Consider the following 2722-nt stretch of genomic DNA (forward strand, 5'->3'; position numbering starts at 1 on the left):
TCGCGGTGGAGGTGGACCCGGAGCTGACCGCCAAGGCGGCCGCCGGCGCCACCCGCATCCGCCTGCGCGGCGGCGCCAGCTTCAGCGAGTACGACCGGCACCAGCTGCTGGCGCACGAGGCGTTCGTGCATTCGCTGACCGCGCTCAACGGGCGCGAACAGCCGTGGCTTGCTTCGCTGGCGCGGACCTCGCCGCGGGTGACCGCCACCCAGGAAGGCCTGGCGGTGTTCGCCGAGCTGATGTCCGGTGCGATCGACATTGCCCGGCTCAAGCGCATCAGCCTGCGCATCCTGGCGATCGACATGGCGCTCAACGGCGCCGACTTCGTCGAGGTGTTCAAGTATTTCCGCCAGTGCGGCCAGAGCGTGGCCGACAGCTTCCACTCGGCGCAACGGGTCTATCGGGGCGTGCCGCTGACCGGCGGCGCGGCGTTCGCCAAGGACAACGTCTACCTGTCCGGCCTGCTCACCGTGCACACCTTCTTCCGCTGGGCGTTCAAGCAGCAGCGCATGGACCTGCTGCGGCATCTGTTCGCCGGCAAGCTCGCGCTGCATGACGTGATCGCGCTGCAGCCGCATTTCGAGGCCGGCACGCTGTTGCCGCCGCGCTGGCTGCCGCCGTGGATGCAGCACGTGCATGGCCTGGCCGGCAAGCTCGCCTTCTCGCTGTTCGTCAACGGCATCCACATGGGGCAGGTGCAGGCGGACGAGCTGAACCTGCGGCTGTAGCGGGCTGCGGTCGCGGCTCGGCCGCGAGTTCAGGCGCCGCTGCTACCATGTAAAGCCGCTCCCCTCGTGACAAAGCCGCCACCCATGGCCCATCCCGACGACCTGCGCCACGCCGCCCTCGAATACCACCGCTGCCCGCGCCCCGGAAAGATCAAGGTCAGCGCGACCAAGGCGATGGTGACCCAACGCGACCTGGCGCTGGCCTACTCGCCCGGCGTGGCCTACGCCTGCGAGGCGATCGTGGCGAACCCGCAGGCGGCCAGCGAGATGACCGCGCGCGCCAACCTGGTGGCGGTGATCACCAACGGCACCGCGGTGCTCGGGCTGGGCGACATCGGCCCGCTCGCCGGCAAGCCGGTGATGGAAGGCAAGGGCGTGCTGTTCCAGAAGTTCGCCGGCATCGACGTGTTCGACATCGAGTTGAACGAACGCGACCCGGACAAGCTGGTCGACATCATCGCCGCGATGGAGCCGACCTTCGGCGGCATCAACCTGGAGGACATCAAGGCGCCGGAGTGCTTCATCGTCGAGCGCAAGCTGCGCGAGCGGATGAAGATCCCGGTGTTCCACGACGACCAGCACGGCACCGCGATCATCGTCGCCGCGGCGGTGCTCAACGCGCTGGAAGTGGTCGGCAAGGACATCGGCCAGATCAAGCTGGCCACCACCGGTGCCGGTGCCGCCGGCATCGCCTGCCTGGACATGCTGGTGGCGCTTGGGGTGAAGCCGGAAAACATCCTCGCCTACGACCGCGACGGCGTGATCTACACCGGCCGCGAGGGGCTCGATCCGGACAAGGCACGCTACGCGCGCGACACCGACAAGCGCGAGCTGGCGCAAGTGGTCGAGGGCGCGGATGTGTTCCTGGGGCTGTCCGCCGGCGGCATCCTCAAGCCGGAGATGGTCGCGAGCATGGCCGCACGGCCGATCATCCTGGCGCTGGCCAATCCGAACCCGGAGATTTCCCCCGAGGATGCCAAGCGTGCGCGGCCGGACTGCATCATCGCCACCGGCCGTTCGGACTATCCGAATCAGGTTAACAACGCGCTGTGCTTTCCGTACATTTTCCGCGGCGCGCTGGACGTGGGCGCGACCGGCATCAACGAGGCGATGAAGCTCGCCTGCGTGCGCGCGATCGCCCAACTGGCGCGGATGGAAGCCTCCGACCTCGCCGGTGCCTACGGCGGTGAGGTACCGTCGTTCGGTGCCGATTACCTGATCCCGCGCCCGTTCGATCCGCGCCTCTTGGTAATGCTGGCGCCGGCGGTGGCGCAGGCGGCGATGGACTCGGGCGTGGCCACCCGGCCGATCGAGGACATGGACGCCTACCGCGAGAAGCTCGGCCAGTTCATCTACCGCACCAGCCTGCTGATGAAGCCGGTCTACGAGCGCGCGCGCGCCGACCGCAAGCGGGTGGTCTACGCCGAGGGCGAGGAAGAGACCGTGCTGCGCGCGGTGCAGACGGTGATCGACGAGAAGCTCGCCTTCCCGATCCTGATCGGCCGGCCGGACGTGATCGCCACCCGCATCCAGCGGCTGGGCCTGCGCATGCGCGAAGGCGTGGACTTCGAGTTGACCAACATCAACGACGACCCGCGCTTCAACGACTACTGGCAGCAGTACCACGCGCTGACGGAGCGGCGCGGCGTGACGCCTTCGGCGGCCAAGAACCTGCTGCGCTCGCGGCCGACCCTGATCGCCGCGATCATGGTCGAGCGCGGCGAGGCCGACGCGATGATCAGCGGCCTGGTCGGCCGCTACCACAAGAAGCTCGGCTACCTGCGTTCGGTGTTCGGGCTGGAGCCGGGCGTGAAGTGCACCTCGGCGATGACCGGCGTGATCAACGACCGCGGCGCGTGGTTTTTCGTCGACACCCATGTGCAGGTCGACCCGACCGCCGAACAGATCGCCGAGGCCACGCTGCAGGCGAGCTACCGCCTGAAGCTGTTCGGCATCGAGCCGAAGGTGGCGCTGCTCTCGCATTCGAACTTCGG

General features: G+C 68.4%; 2 protein-coding genes. Both read left to right on the forward strand.

Translation table 11 applies throughout. The features are described from left to right. The coding region (locus VFH59_RS09045) for a tyrosine/phenylalanine carboxypeptidase domain-containing protein (protein ID WP_325164559.1) at window positions 1-728 on the forward strand (728 nt) is incomplete at its 5' end. 84 nt (window positions 729-812) lie between these two features. Continuing rightward, window positions 813-2722, forward strand: a 1910-nt coding sequence (locus VFH59_RS09050; RefSeq protein WP_325164560.1) for an NADP-dependent malic enzyme, incomplete at its 3' end; no start/stop codon positions are given.

Origin of the sequence: Frateuria sp., from assembly GCF_035695185.1 — a bacterium.
Taxonomy (GTDB): Bacteria; Pseudomonadota; Gammaproteobacteria; order Xanthomonadales; family Rhodanobacteraceae; genus Frateuria_A.